The following is a 20,493-nucleotide window of genomic DNA, read 5'->3' as shown; positions in this document are numbered from 1 at the left end:
GCCTCATTTGAGGCCTTTTTTAATTGCACCGTAATCATGCGAAGTAATTTCATGGCTATTACCAGCACAATCTTTGAAATACATTGAATAAGTAACACCGTGGTCAGCAACAAATGTTTTAATATCAAACTGAGCGAGATGCTCAAGCCATGCTAAAAACTGTTCTGCATTTGCGCCAAAGGCAATACCTTTGCTTCTACCGTCTGCTTCAAAGAGTGCTAAACGAATTGTCTTTGCTTGGTCTTCTAAAGTTAAAGGCCCTTTTCCTTCATCCCAAAAAGCAAGCTCTGGTACAACATTAAAGCCAAGTACTTGCTGATACCACTTTAGAGCAGCCGCTAAATCATCAACATTTAAGTGGCAATGATCAACACCACGTAAAGATGGAATAACCATGTTACTCACCAATTTCGGTTTTTAACTGCTCTAAAAATTCGAGCATGTAAGCTGTACGTCTTTTGGCTTCATCTTTTGCTGATGGCGTGTTCATACTCTCGCTAATGTGCAACAACTTAATGAAAAAATGATCTAGGGTGTATTTTGTATCGTCAGGTTCTCGGTTTAAGCAAAATGGGTCGTCTTTATGATACAAGTAGCGACCAATTGAGCCCCCTACTTTCATACAGCGACTCACACCAATTGCACCTAATGCATCCATTCGATCTGCATCCTGCACAATTTGCGCTTCGACACTTTGGACTTTGATATTGGCACTAAAGCTATGTGCCGCAATAGCATGATGAATAGCACTAAAATACTGCTCAGGATAATTAATTGAAGCTAAAAAGCTTAACGCCTTATCTGCAGCCATGGTCGATGCTTTTGCCCTGTCTGGGTGGTTTTTAGCAACCGCAACACAATCATGTAACCAAGCTGCGGGTAACACCACAGCCATTTCTGCCTGCTCGGCGATACATAATTGTTTTGCAACCCTCACTACTCGCTCAATATGACTAATGTCGTGTGCGACATCGGCATGGAGTAAAGACAAAATAAAGTCTCGACACTGAGTTTCTAAAGCTGCAAAGTCTATTTCTGGCTGCATATACTGGCTATCACCATTAACTGATTGAAATTATGCTTACTTTAGCGTGCTTACTGGATTTGTTCAAAACATTCATTGTATGTTTGCCAGTGCTTCATTAAACTATGCCCCCTTTTGTTTGACGCGAGAATCCCTATGTCATCTGCTATTTACCTGCAAGCTGGACGAGAAAAATCATTAAAAAGAAAACACCCTTGGGTGTTCTCTAAAGCCATTAAAAAAGTAAAAGGTAAGCCAGGACTAGGTGACACTGTCACTATCTATGACAATGACGGTAAATTTTTAGCGATTGCAGCTTACAGCCCGCAATCGCAAATTCGTGCTCGCGTATGGAGCTTCGATCAAAACGAAATCATTGACCAAGCATTTTTTGAAAAGCGTTTGCGCCGTGCCTATGCTGCGCGCGAACAGGTGATCAGCGAAGGCGGCTTAACGGGTTTTCGTTTAAGCGCTGCTGAGTCTGACTACTTGCCAGGCATCACTATCGATAAATTTGATAATGTACTGGTGTGTCAACTACTTAGTGCCGGTGCAGAACGCCATAAAGGTGAAATTGTTGCTGCACTTATGGCCATTTTCCCAGGCTGCGATATTTATGAGCGATCAGACGTTGATGTCCGTACCAAAGAAGGTCTTGAGCCAATCAAGGGCCTACTTTGGGGTAAAGAACCAACAGAGCCAGTCGTCATTGAAGAAAATGGCTTAAAACTCGAAGTAGACATTCTTGAAGGCCACAAAACAGGCTTTTACTTAGATCAACGTGATAGTCGTGCAGCTCTTGAGCGGTTTGTTAAAGACAAAACAGTATTAAACTGCTTTAGCTACACAGGTACTTTCTCGCTCTATGCTTTGCGTGGCGGTTGTAAACACGTTACTAACGTCGATGTGTCACAGCCAGCGCTCGATACGGCTAAGCGTAACGTTGAGCATAACAACCTTGACTTATCTAAAGTTGATTTTGTGAAACAAGATGTTTTTAAGTTATTGCGCCAATACCGTGATGAAGGTGTGCAATTTGATACTATCGTTATGGATCCACCAAAATTTGCTGACAACAAAGCGCAGTTAACCGGTGCTTGCCGTGGTTATAAAGATATTAATATGATTGCGATGCAAATCTTAAAACCAGGTGGAACCTTACTCACCTTCTCGTGTTCTGGATTAATGGAGCAAAATTTATTTCAAAAAGTGGTTGCAGATGCTGCCCTTGATGCAGGTAAAGACTTATTGATCATGGAGCGACTAAACCAAGCTGCCGACCACCCGATTGCTGGCAGCTACCCAGAAGGCTTTTATCTTAAAGGCCTGATCTGTAAAGTTTACTAGTTAAAATTTACAATTTCTAAACCGGCACTCAAGGAGCCATCTTGCTCCTTGGTTGCTCGTATCACACGGGCTGTTGCATCAAATGAGGTAATAGCCGTGCTAGTCGAAGCAATTAACACCCGATACAGACTGCCTATTTCTAAAACTTCATCAAGGTGAATTGCCAGCCCTGTTGCACTTAAATCAGTGCACATAGCCTGAATTTCTTCGCCATTAACAACATCTAATGGGATTAGTTTTGCAGGGGTATGAATTTGCATGCGGCGAAAGTCGCGTTTCTCCTCATGAAACATATGGCCTCCTATACCAGTGTTTTTATTTTCTCTATTAATGTTTTAACAGAAAAAGGCTTCACTACATAGGCGTCACACCCGGCATCAAACCCCGCTTTTTGTTCAAGCTCGGTTTCAAGGCCAGACACCATGACAACAGGAATCTGCTCTGTTTCTGGGGTGTTTTTTAGTAAGCGGCAAGTATCATAACCATCTAAGCCCGGCATACACACATCGAGTAGTATAGCATCCGGCGGCTCTGCAATGGCTGAAGTTAAACACGATGCGCCTGAATTTGCATAACTTAATGAAAACTCATCCCCAAGGCTTGCTTTGAGCATTTCAAAATTAAAATATTCATCATCGACGACCAAAATGGTTGGACGCGGTCGATTTACCGTACGCTCAGGAACTGAGATCGGTCTTTCCTTTTCAATGCCCACATAATCTCCTTTTAGCATCTGTGTTTGTAACTTAAAGCAAGGAGGCGCTAACCCATTGCTCATTCCTTAGTATTATAACTCACATTCTTTGATTGCGTTTAAAACACGTTTAGCAGATACAGGATAAGGTGTCCCTAGTGTTTGTGCAAATAAAGAAACACGTAACTCCTGTTGCATCCAAAATATCGCACTGATCTCTTCAGGAATTGGCATACCCTTAGGAATTTTATTAGCTAATTTTTGATATTGCTCAGCTACTTTTTCAAGCTCAAGCACACACAACCTATCACGATTAGGGTCAACAGGGAGCTTTTCTAAGCGGCGTTCAATGGCTTTTAAGTAACGAATTAAATCCGTCATTTTTGCTGCGCCGTGCTGGCTAACAAAGCCTTTGAAAACTAAGCTTTGTAACTGTGATTTAATATCACCGTGCGCCGTGATCATGGTTAAATCAACGCGTCCTTTCATACGTTTATTTAAGCCATGAGCAATACTCAACACTTGCTCTACTTGGGTAGCGATCTCAACAACCGTATCACCGAGCTCGCCGCGAATTTGTTCTTTTGCCTTTTCAAACGCATCTGCAGTGCGAATGTTGCCGTATTTAGTTAATAGGCTATCGACGGCTGCAGCGATACAGTCATCAATTAAGTCATTGACCTTACCAAAAGGATTAAAGTACAAACCTAATTTAGATTTGTTCGGTAGGTTTTGTTGTAAATACTTAATTGGTGATGGCACGTTTAATAACACTAAGCGACGTAAACCTTGTTGGTGCGCCTGCTGTGCTTTGTGTTCATTATCAAATAACTCAACCGCTGCTGAGTCTTTTTTATCCACCAGCGCTGGAAACGCTTTGATTTCGTATTGACCTTGCTTTTTCACGTAAGAGCTCGGTAACTCACCAAAGCTCCACTCGGTCAAATCAGCTTTCTCTATACCCTTGTCGGCTACTTTCGATAAGGTATCCGTTACCTTACCTTGTAACTGGGCTTTTAGTTTAGATAGATTTAACCCGCGAGCGAGTAACTTATCGTGTTCATCGCGTACTTCAAACTGTAAGCGTAAATGCGGAGCAAGGGTTGATAAATCCCATGCATCTGGCTCAACACGCACACCTGTCATACGTAATAAGCGCGTACTAATTGCATCAATTAAGTTGCCTTGCATCGGCTCGATTGCAGCAAGTACCGCATCGGCGTAGTTTGGCGCAGGCACAAAGTTGCGGCGGATCGTTTTTGGTAGCGACTTGATAAGCGCACAAATTAACTCATGCCTAAATGCAGGAATATGCCAATCAAAGCCAGTTTCTTGTACTTGATTTAACAGTGCAACTGGAATTTGTACCGCAACACCATCAACGGCTTGCCCTGGATCAAAGTGATAAGCCAGTGGTAATAGCAAGTTCTCTTGCTGCCAAGTATCTGGGTAATCAAACTCGGTAACATGATCAGCACCATGCTGCATTAATTCTTCTCGAGACATGTGCAAAAAGCGCTTATCTTTTTGCTTTTGCCCTTTCCACCACTTATTAAACGCGGCACGATTATTTACATCTTGTGGAATTTTCTTGTCGTAGAATTCAAACAGGGTTTGTTCATCAACTAAAATATCACGGCGGCGAGATTTATTTTCAAGAACCTGAATATCTTCAATTAACTCTTGGTTATATTGTAAAAAGCCTTCATTTTGACCCAGTTCTTGCTCTACTAAAGCGGTGCGAATAAACAACTCGCGACTTACTTTAGGATCAATATTGCTGTATACACAGCGGCGCTTATTAACAATTAATAGGCCATACAAGGTTTGCTGCTCAAACGCGATAACTGCACCCGGCTTTTTCTCCCAATGCGGTTCACTGTAGCTGCGCTTTACTAAATGCTGTGCAAAGCCTTCAACCCATTTCAAGTCTATGCGCGCGTTGATCCGCGCATAAAGCTTACTGGTCTCAACAAGCTCTGCCGACATAATCCATTTTGGGCTCTTTTTAAATAATCCTGAACCTGGGAAAATATGGAATTGGCTGTTGCGGGCGCCTTTATAAATTTGTTTTTCATCTTTAAAACCAATATGACTTAACATACCGCTTAATAAAGATTGATGAATTCGCTCGCTATCAGCAACATTTGTAGTAGCCTTCATGCCCATTTCATTACATACCGTTGATAGCTGATAAACAATATCTTGCCATTCGCGAATACGCATATAAGCTAAAAAGTCCTTTTGGCATAACTTTCTAAACTGGCTATTGCTCAATTCAGATTGCTGCTCTTCAAGGTAATTCCACAGATTTAAAAAGGCGATAAAGTCTGAATCAGGGTCATCAAAACGGCCATGCTTTTCATCCGCTGCACCGCGTTTTTCTTGTGGTCGCTCTCTTGGGTCTTGAATCGACAATGCCGCAACAATAATAATCACTTCACGCAGTGCACCTAAGCCATCGGCAGTCAGCACCATTTTAGCTAACCGTGGATCAACTGGTAAACGGCTTAAACTTCTGCCTGATTTAGTAAGCTCAGTCTTTTTATGACGTTTAGCTGGCTTAATGGCTTCGAGCTCTTCAAGTAGCGTTAAACCATCGTTGATATTTCGGCTATCTGGCGCTTGCACGAACGGGAACTGCTGCATGTCGCCAAGCCCTAAACCAAGCATTTGCAAAATAACAGATGCTAAATTGGTGCGTAAAATTTCAGGATCAGTAAACTCTGGGCGCGAATTAAAGTCTTCTTCGCTATACAAACGAATACAGATACCCGCTTCGATACGACCACAGCGACCTTTACGCTGATTGGCACTGGCTTGTGAAATTGGCTCAATCGGTAATCGTTGTACCTTGGTACGATAGCTATAACGGCTGATGCGCGCGGTACCAGGGTCGATAACATAGCGAATACCCGGCACCGTTAGTGATGTTTCAGCCACGTTGGTAGCTAAAATAATATGACGGCGGCTATGCGGCGCAAAAATTCGGTTTTGTTCTGCGTTTGATAAACGCGAATATAGCGGTAAAACATCCGTGCCTTTGAGGTTTCGCTTTGATAACGCATCAGCGGTATCGCGAATTTCTCGTTCACCGTTCATAAAAATCAGAATATCGCCAGGGCCTTCATCGCAAAGCTCATCAACGGCATCAAAAATACCCTGTAATTGGTCACCATCCGCTTCCATCTCGTCTTTGTTGATTTCAGTGGTTGGTCTATAACGAACCTCTACTGGGAAAGTTCGACCGGATACTTCGATGATGGGTGCATCATCAAAATGTTTAGAAAAACGCTCTGGGTCAATCGTCGCTGAGGTAATAATAACTTTTAAGTCAGGACGTTTTGGCAGTAAATTTTTTAAATAGCCTAAGATGAAATCGATATTCAGGCTACGTTCGTGGGCTTCATCGATGATGATGGTATCGTACTGATTTAGGTATCTGTCTTGTTGAATTTCAGCCAGCAGAATACCGTCTGTCATCAATTTAATATAGCTATTGTCAGAAACTTGGTCACTAAAACGAATTTTAAAACCCACTTGTTGACCTAGCTCGCATTGCATTTCTTCAGCAATACGATTCGCGACACTTCGAGCCGCGAGTCGGCGAGGCTGGGTGTGGCCAATGTATCCGTCAACACCGCGGCCAAGCTCTAAACACATTTTTGGGATCTGCGTCGTTTTACCAGAGCCAGTTTCACCGGCAATGATCACCACTTGGTTATTGGCAATCGCCTGTTTAATGTCATCTTTCTTTTGGCTAACAGGAAGTTGCTCTGGGTAGGTCACTTTAGGCAATGCGGCCAAACGTTGCTCGCGCAATTGCTGCGAACGACTAATATCTTCTGCTATTTTTTGCGCTATGTTTGCTTGCTTAGTTTCATCGTTGATTTTTTTAATACCATGAAGGCGTTTTTTGAAGATGAATTGATCTTTGCGTAAACACGTTTTTAATTCGCCGAACAGCGGACCTAGGTTAACCACCCGATACCCTTATATTTCTTAACCAATAGACTGATATTGTATCAAATAATCTATCAGGTGGTCATGGCTTTATTTAATCCGTTCGGTTGGGATTGGCATTGCACAAACATCGATAAAATCAGGGCTTTCAACAAACCACGCTTCTACTCGATTTTTACGCGCCTCGATGAGGGCCTTAAACGCATTTGAGTCTGTTTTCATCACCCGAAACTCACTTTTATCTGTGTCTTTAATATCTGCTAATACTTGCATATCTGTGATGGGATTAAATGCCTGACCTTCAGTAGCTTTACGCTGCAATAGATTAAAATGCTCCATGCCTTCTAAAACACGACCAAACACGGTGATATTACGGTCTAAATAGCGCTGGCTATTACCGATGGTGACATAAAACTCGGTACCACCGGAATTGATATCATTACCGCGGGCCATGGCAAAAATTCCTGGGCAATGTACCTGCCATGTTTCGGTTTGGTCTTGGTTTTGTGCCACAGCAAAGCCATTTAAAAAGCCCGTTTTAGCGGCATAGCCATCAGGCCCTTTCAGCTCTGTAATCACTAAGGGAGTCTCTGTGCGTAGATAAAACTCAGCGGGTAACCCTTTTTTGGCATTTTTAACGGGTTTATTTTCACTCACATCCCCGCCCTGCGCGACAAACCCCTCAACAAATCGGTACACACTTAGGCCTTGATAGAACCCTTCTTTGGCAAGCTGTCGCAAGTTATTTGCATGAATGGGCGCTAGTGTATCGTTTAGTTCAATATAAGCAGCCCCCGTAGGTAAGGTTAATTTAATGACGTTTTCGGCACTGACTTTTCGCCACTCACTACTATTTGCGGTTTTAATGATTTCGCCAGCGGAACGTTTTTGACTTGTTTCTTTTGCAGCAATTGGTGCAGCTAAAACTACGCCAAGGCACAGAGTTAATAGACTTAATTTCATTGTTATTATCTTTTAAGTAATTGACAATTCAGCCTATTAACTTATGCCCTAATAAGCAAGTAAAAGCGATGTTTGGTCACAAGTAGAGGTATTAGTCCCAATCAAATTTATAAAGAATATCAACATTTTGATAAAGGCCGCTGGTGACCTCAATATACAATTGCGACAACAATTGATAACGAACTGCCACTTCACTTAGTGAATCAAAAATGCCGACACTGTATTTCACTTGAATACCCGGTGTAACATAGCCAGATATTTCAACTTTGGTGTCATCCCCGCTGCCGCTTGAACTTAAGCTGACATCAGACAAACCAAAGCTTTCACCAATTTTAGATACCACACCCTCACTACGGTTTACACCTTGGGCAAGCAATAATTGGGTGAGCATCGCATCTGTTGAACTATCTCCTTCATCAAGAGGTTGCCCATTTAATAAATAAGCCAATGCTTGGGCTTGGTCCATCGCTGGCTCTGAGAATACTTTTAATGAAGGCTGTTCAACATTACCCGTTAAGGTAATACCCGCAATCACGCCATTCGAGGTGTTGTCTGGATTACGAATTGCCTTAATGTTCAAGTACGGTTTATCAATTGAGCCGCTAAAGCCCACCTGACCGGTACGAATTTGCAAGTCTTGACCAAAAGCACGATAGGTACCTTGAACTAGGTTCAACTCACCCGTTGCTATCATCGGCGTAACTTGGTCCATGCTGATGTTTATGTCACCTTCAACTTTCGACTGTAAGCCAAACGAGTCAACGCGCACATCATTTTCAACCAACACCTTTAAGTTAATAGCATAATTAAAGGGGACTTTTTCTGACTGTTGCTGCTCAATATCAACAATGACTTCATCATCGCTGACTTGCACAGCACCTTCTGGTAGCTCTTCAATCGCAATACGTCCCCATGGCACGACGACTTGGCCATCAAGATTAAACGCATTATTTTTTAACGACATAGTTAAGTCTGGAGACACTTTAAAGGTGACATCTTGCTGAGCACGCACAAAAAACTCTTTACCGTTTAACTTTACGTCAACGTCCGGTAAATCTTGCTGCCAATCAACACCGCCAGATAAATTAAGCGCGCCCCCTTCGGTGTCTTTGAGCTCGCCAGTGAGCTTTGCACTTTGGTTATTAAAGGCAATGTTCACATAAGAGTTTTGCAGCGACACCGGCAAGGTTGCCCCTTCTAGATTGATTTTTTCGACATCAAAGTCACCATTGAGTAATGGCTCTTTTAAAGTACCTGCGATTGCTAACCGGCCTTTTATGTCGCCTGTTAATTGCTCAAGTGATGCAATAAAGGGTCGTAAGTTTGTTAACTCAATTTTCTCAATAACCAAGTCGCCCGCTAAGGTCTGTTGAGATTGAATATCATCAATGTTGAGCTCTGAGGTTACTTTACCTAATACAGATGAATCAACTGTGGCATTAAGTTTACCCGTTTGCGCATCGCTCATTGCCGAGATATCTAAAACCTCTATCGGTAATTTATAAACATTTGCGTCATCAATTAAAGATGCTTCAAGCTGCTGAGTTTTGATATTGGCACGAATCGTTTTCAATGCACCATTATTCCAATTAGCAACTAACTCCCCGTTTGCATCGCCAGTTACTTTCAAGTTATCGGGTAAGAAGTGTTTAAATTCAGCAATAGATAGCGCTGCAAGCTGTGCATTTAACTGGCCTAATTGCTTAGTTTGCTGCAAGGTATCAAAACATAGTTTTGAGTTATCACTTTGCCAGCAATGCGCGCCAACATTAAAGTCAAAGGTTTTGGTATTTACTTGAATATTAACCGGTTTATCAGTGCCAAAGCGCACCTGATTATCGGTAACAAGAATTTGGCTTAGCGCACCTTGCCAGGTCTCTTTATTAAACTTACCGTCTACATCAAATGATGCCTTGCCTTGATCTGCATCGACTAAAAAAGTTAAATGATGATCTGTTTTATCGCCACTGGCGTCTAACTCAATTTGATTAATTTTGTGTTCGCTGATCGATGCAGAATCGAGCACCAGTGACACATCCGTTTGCCAATCTGCTGCGTAATCAAATTGCCCTTTTAATGTTAAACCATCAACCTGAATATCTTGATAACTCAAAGTATTAAGGACTAGATTTAAATCAACCGTTGGCGCAAGACGCTCACCCCGTAAGCTCAAATCTGCAAAGCCCTTGCCTTGCATAGGCAAGATATCTTGACCACTTGCATCTAGACGCAATTTACCGTCAACACGCCATACATCATCCACTTGTCCGGATAGCGCAATTTCATTTTTACCGCTTTTCACTTCAAGTTTTTTAAAACTCGCATGCAGGCTGCTATCAAGTTCAAAATCCGACAACAAGGTCACTGGCACTTCATTAACTGAACCATTTAATTGCGTGTTATCTAAGGCAAGCTGCCACTCATCTGCCTGTAAGTTAAATGAACCATTAAATTCACCAGATAAATCACTGCTTAATGCATCCGTTAAGTATTGGGCTTTTAAGTGGCTTAAAACCCCTTTAAACTCGCTTTTTACCCCGTTCGACCAATCAACTGATGCGTTAATGTCTGCTTTACTGTCATTAGCATTGAGGCTTAACTGCTCAAGTTTTGCGTTTGTTAAACTACCCTGTAATTGCGATTTCATGGTCATCGCAGGTAATGCACCTAACTGCGTGACTAAGCTCAAATCGAAAGCATAAGCATCGGCATGGCCTTTGGCTTTTAAATCAAAGTCCGATAATTGCAACTGTTGTGTATCTGTCGTAATTTGCCACTTTGCTATCTGGCCTGTTAAATCAAATGGGTAATTTGTTTGTTTTAGGTTCACAGCCCCTTTTAACTCTGCTGGGTATGTTCCTTGCGTTACTAAATCTAACTTTAAATCCTCAAGCGGGCCCCAAAGCGATAACTTAGCTTGATGCTCAGTGCTTTTTACAGACACTGCTCCCTCAATTGTATTTTCACCAGAAAGCTCTGCCATTAAATTAGAGTGCAATTGCCATTGCTGATAACTTGCAGCAAGCTTTTCAAGATTAATATCGCTCCCCTTAGCAGACGCAACTAATTCGATATTTTCTACAAGCTGAGCCTCTTCAGCACCATAAGGGGTAACAGCAACTTTACTGATTTGAAATTGCTTTAACTCAACATTAATTGGTAGCGTAATATCAATTGCTGGTAATGCTGGCAGCTCTGTTAATGGGGCTGATTTAGGCTGTTCTTTTGCTTCGTGTAGCATCACAGCAACATCAGCAATGGTCAGTGTATCCACTGTAATATCCGATGCTTCGCCGCGACCACTTAAGTTTAATTTGTTGACTGTTACATCGGCACTCGGATGCGCAAGATTAAAGCGATTAATTGCAACTCGCTTAACAGCAACTTTCATTGGTAAGTTGATTTGACCAGCTTGCTCAGCTTCAGGCTCTGCTTCAGTGCTCTGCTCAGTTGATACAGCTTGGCTTTTAATGCTTAGATCAATCGACTGGGCACTTAAATTATCTAGGCAGATACCATCACAACGCCACCAGAATAAATCAATTTTTAGCTGCTTTGCCTCAAGCTTGATGCCTTGATTTTCAAAATGAACATCAAACGCATCGTTATATAAAAAACGCCCAGATGGTAGGTTGATTTTTAAGCCATCAACTAACTTATTCGCTGTGTATGCAATAAAGTGATTACCAGGTGCGGTGAATAATAAACAAAACACAATAACTAGCAGACTTGCCAACGTGATTGATAGAACCTTGGTTATCTTTTTTAACATCTTCATTAGATTTCAGGCCCTATGGTAATACTTAATCGGGTACTTTTGCTTTCTTTTGTTAAACCCCAAGCATGGTCGATACGTACAGGGCCAACCGGTGTTAAATAGCGAAAACCAAAACCGGCACCAACTTCGACGCGATCACTAAAATCATTAGTCGCTGTACCACTATCGACAAATAAGGCTGCGCGCCAATGCTCAGCAAATTGATAGTTATATTCAACAGTGCCACTCATTAAATATTTACCACCAATTAGGCGCCCTTCCTCATCTTCAGGGGAAATAGATTCATAGGCAAAACCACGTACACTCTGATCACCACCGGCATAAAAACGCAGTGATAACGGCACATCATTTATATTATCGACCAACATGGCACCTAGATTGGCTCTTAAAAACAGCATATGGCGTTCTGCAAAAGTAGTTAACCAGGCATTTTGCAGTTGTAAGCGCAAAATATTGGTTGAAGACATCATATCTTTTAAACCAAACTCTACTGACATCATCCATTGATAGCCTTCATAAGGCGTTGTGCCCCCCTCGGTGTCTTTTTTAGCATAACTAATACCAGGCATCAGCATTTTTGCGCTTTGTTCTTCATCCCCTATTCGATAGGTCTCGTAATCGCGTCTTAAAAAAGCAGTACGTACCCAATCGTCATCAGTGAGCCACTGCCGCTGAAGCTGCCCCGTGAATATACGGCTGTATAAATCATTGGTTAATTCATCTTCGAGCTTGTAACCCACAGAAAAGCGCCAAAGATCATCATTAGGGTCGTCAACTGGCACCGTATAGCCAAGTGAAATATCTTGCTGGCGCTCAGATACATTAAGGTTACTTTCTAAATAGTGACCATCTTCAGTGATCCAAGGCTTGGTCCATTTGAAACGGACTTTTGGTCCAAGGTCAGTGCTATAACCGCCACCCACTTCATAACTATTGGCAGGTTTGTGTAATACATCAACGTTGACAGGCACTTGGTTATTTTTACGTTTTGCAATATCAGCATACACACGAACACTGGTAAAGTAAGGGGTACTCGACAGTGCTAAGTTGTAATCAGAAACCTCGGTCGCTTTATAAGACTGACCTTGTTTAAATTCAGCCAGCGAACGAATGTATTTTTCGGCTGGAGTCTCACTACCAATTGTGATGTCACCAAATTGATAACGAGGCCCAGTATCGACATTGAAAATGACTTTTGCGCTATTATTTTTTAGCGAAACTGCCAATTTATGCTCATGCCATTTTGCATCAAAATAGCCTAAGTCTAATAGTTGGCTTTCAATACGTTTTCTTGCGGCCTCATATTTACCGTGATTTAAAAAGTCACCTTGTTTGATTTTGATGCTGTTGACGGCAGACATAAATTCAGCGTCATCTTTACCGGCACCCGTGATAGTCACGTTAATATCTGCAATACGGGTAGCAGGACCACGTTGAACATCAACAATTAAAAGCTGCTGAGCATCATCGAAACTAATTTTGATTATCGGCTTATAATAACCAAGCGCCTTTAAACTCATTTCAACTTGGCTTTTAGCGTGACGCCTTAATGCCTTAGAAGTTTTTTCATCGACCAGTTGCTTAATGTAAAGCTCAACGTTTTTTTCGAGATCATCACTGATCCCTTGAATTTTATAATCTTTAATTACCGTTGCCGCACTTAATGCAAGCTGGCTGTATGAAAAGCAGATAAATAAAAAGACAAAAAAGAAATGCCGAGTATACAAAAAATATCCTTACTTTTTTGGAAGAGTCATAATCTAAAATGAGTACAAAAAGATACTAGCACAGTGCAATAGCCACTGACATAATTGAAATGTTAAAATTAGTACGCGTTAAACAATTATTTTCGCTACAATAGCGGATAATACCTAGATTTATAATGAATGAGCGACTAAATGCACTTCCCTGATGACGAAAACGGTCAATTATTAGCTGAAATTGCTGACGCTGGTGTCGATTTAACCAGTATGCAAACTATCGATTTCTATATTCTTTTTGAACAAAAGCCTGAAGCAGAAAAATTTGCTGAAGCCATTACAAGTGATGAACTTGCCCCTTCAACAGAGTTAGCCAAATGCCCAGATACAGGGGTGTGGGAAGTAATTACTCGTGTGAAGATGGTGCCAGATCACAGCTTACTTAGCCAAACAGAACAATACTTAGAAAGCATTGCTAATAGCCATAATGGTTATGGCGATGGTTGGGGGTTGATGGCCGAAGAAGAATAAGCCATTCCCGCAATCTCGTAAGGGGATCAATTTAATTGATTCGCCTTACGAAAATTGCCCTGATAATCAAATAGCTTTTCAGCCACTTTCCAACCGTATTTTTTATTTTTACGCGCAATCACAAAATCGGGTGCAAGTAGTTGCTGTTGTAAATTGACAACCTGCTCCGCGCTTTGCCAATCCATTGGGGTAAAACCAGGTGCTGCTCGCTTACCAAACTGCTTATTAAAAATAAAACGTCCGGTGTCATTTGTTAAGTTAAATACCTCATCACAACTGGCTCCATCTTCATCATAATAGCTAATTTTAAGTAACCCTTTTGCTAGCACTTGAGCTGACAAACCACTACACCTTAATACCAAGGCATCTTTTAAATTTAGTGCTTCTCGTAGTTTATCATCAGGGTCTGCCATCATGGTACCACAGGACTGACACTGCCTTGCAGCAATATCATTTTGTTCACCACACTGCTCACATTCTTTAAACCGAAAACGATAATCGCACTGTACTTGTTCTTCACCATCGTCCAGCAAGCCTTGGCAACGCCTACCAAAATGCTCAACCACTTTGCCTTCGCTGTCTGTTTTACCCCAAAAAATATTCGCAAATCCACAGCCTGGACACAGCACTTGAACAGGCTCATTATCACTTTGCGCTTTTTTACTGCCGACCTCAGGGTAGAACAAATCAAAGCCGTTACCTGCATAATCAATAACTAAGCAGTCTTTTTTTCCTTCGCTTAAACGAAGGCCTCGACCAACAATCTGTTGATATAAACTGACCGACTCGGTGGGACGTAAAATCGCAATATAATCGACATGAGGCGCATCAAAACCCGTCGTGAGTACAGATACATTTACTAAATACTTTATTTTTTTTGCTTTAAATTGATTAATAATTCGGTCACGCTCGTTATTATCAGTATCACCGGTGATAAGTGCCGTACTATCCTCAGGTAAGTAACTGGTAATTTCTTTGGCATGCATTACGGTTGCTGCGAAGATCATCACGCCATGACGCTGTTCACTGTATTCTATAACTTGCTTGATAATCGCTTTTGTTGCGCGTGTATTATCTTTCAATAACGCATTCATATTCTCAATACTATACCGACCAAATGAATCACTCGGTAATGATGAAAAGTCATAATGACTAATAGCAGCATCGACTTCATGGGGCGGCGTTAAATAGCCGTTCTTAATCATATAGCGCAGTGGTAACTCAAAAATACACTTTTTAAACGGTGCATCTTTATCACCTCTAACAAAACCATGGTAGTGATGATGATAAACCCAGCCCATCCCCATACGAAAAGGTGTCGCGGTTAAACCAAGCACTTTAAGGTTGGGGTTTTGCTTTTTTAGACTCGCTATCACCTGCCCGTATTGGCTTTGTTCATCACCGCTTACACGGTGGCATTCATCAATGATCAACAAAGAGTAAGCATCAGTGAGCTTTTCTGTATTGCGTGCCAGTGATTGCACACTCGCAAAGGTGACTTGCTCTGTTAAAGACTTTTGCTTTAACCCCGCAGAAAAAATACTCGCCTTAAAACCAAAGCTAATATATTTATCGGCGTTTTGCTCTACTAATTCTTTAACATGCGCGAGCACCATAATCTTTTGTTTAGCAATGCGCGCAAGTTCAGCAATAACCAGGCTTTTTCCAGCCCCTGTTGGTAAAACAATCAGCGCGGCGTCGTCAGTTTGTCGAAAGTGAGCAACCGTGCGTGCTACGGCCTCTTGTTGGTAGGGTCTGAGTACGTACTTCATGTTATCGGACTATAATCGACATAAAAAAGGGAAGCATACGCTTCCCTTGATATTCTTTAAAGCAAAAATTAAGCGAGGTGTTTTGTTAAATCGACACCTTGGAATGCTTTAGGACGTTTGCCACGGCCTGTCCATTCAACAATTTCGCCATTAAATTCGATGCGGTACTTTGGTTTTACCTTAGTGCGCTTATCTGTTGAAGCAACATCTTGTAAATCTTCTAATGTAAGTCCTTTTTCTTTTAGTAGATCGAGTACTTCTTTTTTAGCTTCTTGCTGTTGAGTATATTTCTCGATTGCTGTGTCAATTAGCTGTTTTGCTTTTTCTAATTCAGATAATGACGCAGATTTCACAAAAGATCGGATTTCTTTCATTGAGAGCTCTCTTAAGTATTAAAAGTTAAGTTAAATGTTCAACAGTAGCTAGTATATGTGGATTTAATGAAATAATCTATTCCATGTTTATTTTTTATCCTATCTTTTTATTATAACCATAGCTTTATTTTATCTATTACATCCCTTAACTCAGTAATTAATTGTTCCACTATTAATGTATCTTGCTGTTGATTAAAGGTATTTTCTGTTGTCACTATTAGCTCAGATAAAGGTGGGTATTGCAGCATAACAATAGCGCCTTTAAGTTTATGTATTGCAGCAGAAACCTTTTCTAAATTTTGAGCTTCCAAGTGCTCTTGCAGAGTATTTAAATCACTTTGCAAACTGCTAATAAATACCTCCGCTAGCATTTTTGCATCACTCTCATTACCAAAAACAGTTAACCAATGCTGCTTATCTTTTATACCTTGTAAACTGATATCAACGCCTTCACTGCTATTAGGCAAATCATTAGAGCTTAAATCTATAAACTCAGCTAGACGATTATATAATTCATTAAGTTTATAAGGCTTAAATAAAACACTATTCATTCCTGACTTTAATGCTTTGTTAAAACATTCTTTTGAATCATCAGCGGTAAAGCCAATGATTGGCAAATGTTTAAATTTTTCTTGATTACGTAATTGCTCCGTTAATTTAAACCCATCTAAGTCAGGCATATGACAGTCGGTTAGTAATAAATCAAACTGTCCTGTTTCAAGTGCTCTGAGTGCAGCAATACCATCATCAACCATCACGGCTTTGATACCGAGCTTCTGGCATTGTTTTTCGAGTAATAATTGATTTGTTTTATTATCTTCAGCTATTAATATTTGCCCATGTAACTGAGCATTTTGCGCAGCCAACCCCTCATCATTGCTGGTATGTACATTATCTAAAAGCTCTCTTAGAGTATCTGGATATAATGGCTCTGTAGGTAAAATATGACAGCTACAATTAGCCGGCCTATGCTCTTTTTTTGCACTTGCGACTAAAATGTAGTTATTGGTTGCAGTACTGATTGATTGCAGCCAGTTAGCGCCCCATAACGCTTTAATATAGCTTTCATCAATAAGAATATTATCTTCCTGTGTAAATGCCTCTATATCTATTGGCCAACTTAATTGATGATGCTTTACACCCATATTAGCTAGATTATTTAATAACTGATGGTCTTGTGAACACACAGCCCAATTCACTGATACAGCCTGCAGTTTTTGTTTGCTGACGCTTTTAAGTGGCACAGCAATGTAAACATTGGTACCTTTACCAAAAGTACTTGAAATGGATATTTCACCTTGCATTGCTTCTACAAGTTGCTTTGCCAAGCTCAAGCCTAAGCCTGTACCTCCATGGCGACGTTGAATTGAGTTGTCAGCTTGCTCAAAAGGGGTAAATGTATGCGCCAACTGCTCAGCTGTCATACCTTTACCTGTATCTGATATTTCAATTTTTAAAGACTGCTTCTCAAATAACACATCGCAGCTTATTGAACCATTTTCAGTAAACTTCACAGCGTTATTTAAAACATTAGAGAGAACCTGCATCAAGTGGCTTATGTCAACAGAAGCTAAGGTATAAGCAGCTGTGCGCCATATCACGTTAAACTCAAGCCCTTTTTGCTTAGCTAGGTATTCATGGGCACGCAAAACACGACATAAATGTGCTTCTAGGTCGACCTCACGTAATTCAACTTCAATATTGCCTGTCGTGGTGTTAGCAAAATATAAAATATCATCCACTAATGTGCGAAGCTTGGTTACAGAGCTGTCAATGTGCTCAACGAGATAATGCTGCTCTTCATCAAGCGGTGATGATTTTAACAACTCTATAAAGCCATTTACCCCAGACATTGGCGTTCTTAATTCATGACTCATAGTGGCAATAAAGCGGCTTTTTGCTAGATCAGCTTGATGTGCAAGCTGAGTAGCTTTACTTAAGTCTGCTTGTTGACGTTTAAGTAAGCTGATGTCCAGCAAGATCCCGTTCCAACGCACACCTTGCTTATCGTCTCGTTTATTAATTTCAGCATTAGCAATATAACGACACCAAATTTGCTGACCGAGATTATTTATCCGAAACTCAATATCAATCAGTTTGTTAAATTTTGTCGCTGCTTTAAAACTCTTGGCGATTTGCACGCGGTCTTCATCAAAAATAAATGGCGAGATACATCCCGTCATACCGCGCTGGTTAATCATTCGTGAAGTGACACCTAATAAGCTCTGCGCGCCCTTACTTATATAGGTATAACACCCCTCACCATTGTCATAATACTCATACTGGAATACGCCGCCGGGTATGGTATCTGTGATGGTTTGTAGAAGCTGTTGAACTGACTGATTCTCACGTTGTAAATGGCGGTGCTCAGTAACATCAGTAAGTACTGTCATGATGCCTGCTAGTTCACCATCTAACCCCACATACGGCTTTTTAGTGTAAAGCAGCTCCAGTTCTTTGCCAGATTTGTTAGTGTAATTAATATGCTGATTAATGACTTTGCCTGAATTTAAACTTTGTTCATTTTGTGAAATTAGTTTTTTTACGACTTTAATGTCGCCGCGCAGATATTGGTTATTTTCATCCCATAAGTGAGCAAAATTTTCTTTGTAGGCACGATTCCACATAACGCGTTTTTGATGCTGATCTTGAATCACCACCATAGTGGGTAAGTCATCAATGAGTTTTTGGGTAAAGTTAAGCTTAATCAATGCCACTTCTTCAGCTTCTTTACGCTTTGCAATTTCGCGATTAATAGTTAACCGCCAGCTAATAAAATAAATCACCGACACAGCGATTAAAATTAAAATAAGAATTGCCGTGGTATTCACTGTTTTACGGTCGTAGCCACGTTCAATACTAAAAATGCCATGACGGTTCACAACATGGCTAAAATCGTTGCTGGTCAGTGTTTTAAATAAGCTATCTAGCAAAGTCGCAAACTCTGAAAAGTGCTTATTCACTAAAAAGTAAATAGGCTGGGTATAACGGTATTTTGGATTAATATAAAACTCACCAATATAGAATTGGTTTAACTGGTATGCAGCAATACTTTGCGGCAGTATCACAGCATCAATGTTGTCATTTCTCAGTGCATAAAATAGCGTTTTAATTGAGTCAAATGATACCGTTTCAACGAGTTCATTCGTTACAAGCTTTTGCTTAGGGTCAGCAAACGCTTCTAAATAACCAATTCGTTTAGTTTGGCTTGCTCGTTTAGAGATTAACACCATCTCTAAACTGTAGTGAGCAGGCAGTGCTATCAACACCCCCTCATCAATTTTAGTGGGGTTCATGGTCGGAATTAAATCAATTTTATTGGCTAAAAATAGTCGTTCCAACTCTTTCGAATTAGCCGCAGGTATATACTTAAACTGAAAGTCACTGCGCTGCGCTAAAAGCTCAAGAGTATCGTTTAAATAGCCGTCTGCTTCTCCTAAATTACTTGTCGCATGAATTGGATATAAACCATCGACAAAAGAGAATGTCAGTAAGTAATTATTTTCTTCTTTTTTATCAATACGGTTAAAGTCACGCTTAAATTGACTATACGCTTTAGCGGCTAAATATTCTTCACTAGCAGAACTTTCCCATAATTGTCTCGTGGTTGGTGAAATAGCGGCTAATACCGAGTTAACCTGATTGCGTAATGCTGTTTTATTTTTATTAAACATTACATGCAAGGTTTCGCTCGATAACCAAACTGGGCTTACAACTTTCAGGTTTTCTTGAGAGCGATTTTTTAGTTGGTGGGATAAAACCGAGTAATCACCCATAAAGGCATCAAACGAGCCATCTGCTACTTTTTTAAAGGCGTCTTCGGGTTTTATAAAACGATTGATAAATAACGCGCCATTTTCAACTAAATATTCACAATGTGAACTCCCTGTAATGCACACCCAACGCAGGCTCGCTAAGTTTTTCAAAGCATCATTTGCGATAGACTGATTTGCGACAATACCTCTTGGCGCTTCCATGAAGGGTGTTGAAAATAAAAAATGCTTTTTGCGTTGTGCGGTTTTGTTTAGACCTACAGCAAAATCGATCTCACCAACTTTAAGCGCATCTAACAACTCATCTAAACTGTCGTAAACACGGTATTCAAGATCGGCTTCGGCCAAGCGAGCGATTTCATTACTATAACCAACAATAACACCCGAAAACTGCCCATCAGCATCCCGGGTATGGTAAGGAAAAAAATTATAGTTAACGATACCCGCTTTGAGTTGTGTGCCTAAAGCTTCACTAGAAAATAAAAGCGTGATAACAGAAAAGTAAAATAGAAGTAGTCTTATGAGAGCCAAGCCATTAAAAAATCTAAAACTAAATACATTTTAGCAGTGTAAT

13 protein-coding genes are annotated in these 20,493 nt (G+C 40.7%); 2 read left to right on the top strand and 11 right to left on the bottom strand.

The window, feature by feature from the left end:
• Positions 1-3: 3 nt before the first annotated feature.
• Complete coding sequence (locus HUS61_RS16680) at positions 4-405, bottom strand: VOC family protein (RefSeq protein ID WP_175083204.1); 402 nt, start codon at positions 403-405, stop codon at positions 4-6.
• Positions 398-1,045, bottom strand: a complete 648-nt coding sequence (locus HUS61_RS16675) for an HD domain-containing protein (protein ID WP_054564028.1) — start codon at positions 1,043-1,045, stop codon at positions 398-400. Before HUS61_RS16675 ends, HUS61_RS16680 begins: the two co-directional genes overlap by 8 nt.
• Positions 1,046-1,180: 135 nt before the next feature.
• Between HUS61_RS16675 and HUS61_RS16670 the strand changes: the two genes are divergently transcribed.
• Entirely contained in the window at positions 1,181-2,371 is a 1,191-nt protein-coding gene (locus HUS61_RS16670; protein ID WP_175083203.1) for a class I SAM-dependent methyltransferase, read from the top strand.
• Here the strand turns inward: HUS61_RS16670 and HUS61_RS16665 are convergent.
• The 6 genes from HUS61_RS16665 to HUS61_RS16640 form a co-directional block, all read right to left on the bottom strand.
• Positions 2,368-2,664 (bottom strand): PilZ domain-containing protein, encoded by a 297-nt coding sequence (locus HUS61_RS16665; RefSeq protein WP_062566996.1) that lies wholly within the window; start codon positions 2,662-2,664, stop codon positions 2,368-2,370. The genes HUS61_RS16670 and HUS61_RS16665 overlap by 4 nt on opposite strands.
• Positions 2,665-2,672: 8 nt before the next feature.
• Positions 2,673-3,086 carry a two-component system response regulator gene (locus HUS61_RS16660; protein ID WP_282658903.1) on the bottom strand — a complete coding sequence of 138 codons (414 nt, stop codon included), beginning with the start codon at positions 3,084-3,086 and terminating at the stop codon, positions 2,673-2,675.
• Positions 3,087-3,158: 72 nt separating this feature from the next.
• On the bottom strand, positions 3,159-7,049 hold the full coding sequence (gene hrpA / locus HUS61_RS16655) for an ATP-dependent RNA helicase HrpA (RefSeq protein ID WP_055199449.1): 3,891 nt from the start codon (positions 7,047-7,049) through the stop codon (positions 3,159-3,161).
• Positions 7,050-7,118: 69 nt separating this feature from the next.
• Complete coding sequence (locus HUS61_RS16650) at positions 7,119-7,991, bottom strand: peptidylprolyl isomerase (protein WP_175083202.1); 873 nt, start codon at positions 7,989-7,991, stop codon at positions 7,119-7,121.
• A 91-nt stretch (positions 7,992-8,082) separates the two neighbouring features.
• Positions 8,083-11,769 (bottom strand): translocation/assembly module TamB domain-containing protein, encoded by a 3,687-nt coding sequence (locus tag HUS61_RS16645; RefSeq protein WP_175083201.1) that lies wholly within the window; start codon positions 11,767-11,769, stop codon positions 8,083-8,085.
• Complete coding sequence (locus HUS61_RS16640; RefSeq protein ID WP_181447790.1) at positions 11,769-13,496, bottom strand: autotransporter assembly complex family protein; 1,728 nt, start codon at positions 13,494-13,496, stop codon at positions 11,769-11,771. The genes HUS61_RS16645 and HUS61_RS16640 overlap by 1 nt, the downstream gene beginning before the upstream one ends.
• Before the next feature lie 171 nt (positions 13,497-13,667).
• On the opposite strand from HUS61_RS16640, the gene HUS61_RS16635 reads away from it, so the two are divergent.
• Positions 13,668-14,000: a ribonuclease E inhibitor RraB gene (locus HUS61_RS16635; RefSeq protein WP_175083200.1), complete on the top strand. Its 333-nt coding sequence runs from the start codon at positions 13,668-13,670 to the stop codon at positions 13,998-14,000.
• Between the two features lie 26 nt (positions 14,001-14,026).
• On the opposite strand, the gene HUS61_RS16630 is transcribed toward HUS61_RS16635, so the two are convergent.
• From HUS61_RS16630 to HUS61_RS16620, 3 genes are all read right to left on the bottom strand, one after another.
• A complete protein-coding gene (locus HUS61_RS16630; protein WP_175083199.1) occupies positions 14,027-15,772 on the bottom strand; it encodes a DEAD/DEAH box helicase in 1,746 nt (581 codons plus the stop codon).
• Positions 15,773-15,840: 68 nt separating this feature from the next.
• On the bottom strand, positions 15,841-16,146 hold the full coding sequence (locus HUS61_RS16625; RefSeq protein ID WP_054564036.1) for an H-NS family nucleoid-associated regulatory protein: 306 nt from the start codon (positions 16,144-16,146) through the stop codon (positions 15,841-15,843).
• A gap of 110 nt (positions 16,147-16,256) precedes the next feature.
• A complete protein-coding gene (locus HUS61_RS16620; protein WP_175083198.1) occupies positions 16,257-20,450 on the bottom strand; it encodes an ATP-binding protein in 4,194 nt (1,397 codons plus the stop codon).
• Between the last annotated feature and the right edge of the window lie 43 nt (positions 20,451-20,493).

The organism is Pseudoalteromonas sp. 0802, assembly GCF_013350085.1.
Lineage (GTDB): Bacteria > Pseudomonadota > Gammaproteobacteria > Enterobacterales > Alteromonadaceae > Pseudoalteromonas.
Note: the sequence above shows the minus strand (reverse complement) of the source record. Positions and strands in the feature narration are given on the sequence as shown.

Excerpts from the sequence above, each read along its gene's own strand:
- HUS61_RS16675 (WP_054564028.1), bottom strand. The coding sequence starts at position 1,045 with ATGCAGCCAGAAATAGACTTTGCAGCTTTAGAAACTCAGTGTCGAGAC.
- HUS61_RS16670 (WP_175083203.1), top strand. The coding sequence starts at position 1,181 with ATGTCATCTGCTATTTACCTGCAAGCTGGACGAGAAAAATCATTAAAA.
- HUS61_RS16665 (WP_062566996.1), bottom strand. The coding sequence starts at position 2,664 with ATGTTTCATGAGGAGAAACGCGACTTTCGCCGCATGCAAATTCATACC.
- HUS61_RS16650 (WP_175083202.1), bottom strand. The coding sequence starts at position 7,991 with ATGAAATTAAGTCTATTAACTCTGTGCCTTGGCGTAGTTTTAGCTGCA.
- HUS61_RS16645 (WP_175083201.1), bottom strand. The coding sequence starts at position 11,769 with ATGAAGATGTTAAAAAAGATAACCAAGGTTCTATCAATCACGTTGGCA.
- HUS61_RS16635 (WP_175083200.1), top strand. The coding sequence starts at position 13,668 with ATGCACTTCCCTGATGACGAAAACGGTCAATTATTAGCTGAAATTGCT.
- HUS61_RS16630 (WP_175083199.1), bottom strand. The coding sequence starts at position 15,772 with ATGAAGTACGTACTCAGACCCTACCAACAAGAGGCCGTAGCACGCACG.
- HUS61_RS16625 (WP_054564036.1), bottom strand. The coding sequence starts at position 16,146 with ATGAAAGAAATCCGATCTTTTGTGAAATCTGCGTCATTATCTGAATTA.